This is a genomic window from Salmonella sp. SAL4457 (assembly GCF_046548235.1).
Lineage (GTDB): Bacteria > Pseudomonadota > Gammaproteobacteria > Enterobacterales > Enterobacteriaceae > Salmonella > Salmonella enterica.
In genome coordinates, this window is record NZ_JBGDZO010001411.1 from 1 (window position 1) to 233 (window position 233).

The following is a 233-nucleotide window of genomic DNA, read 5'->3' on the forward strand; positions in this document are numbered from 1 at the left end:
ATGCTGCGAATGGCTCGCAAGTTCTGCGTAATGTTTTCCCCGATACGGCCATCACCCCGGGTGGCACCGCGGGTGAGGACGCCACGTGTATAGAGCAAAGCCACGCCGAGACCGTCGATCTTCGGCTCGACCACACCGGTGCAGTGCTGCCCGGGTAACAGCCGCTGCAGGCGCGCCTCAAACTCACGCAAGTCAGCGGTGCTCATGGCGTTATCAAGGCTGAGCATAGGCCG

At 62.2% G+C, this 233-nt stretch carries 1 protein-coding gene; it reads right to left on the minus strand.

The features are described 5' to 3' along the window. Nucleotides 1-206 (minus strand): hypothetical protein (locus tag ACLJNW_RS28810; RefSeq protein ID WP_410962105.1); only part of this gene is annotated, 206 nt, incomplete at its 3' end. Between the last annotated feature and the right edge of the window lie 27 nt (nucleotides 207-233).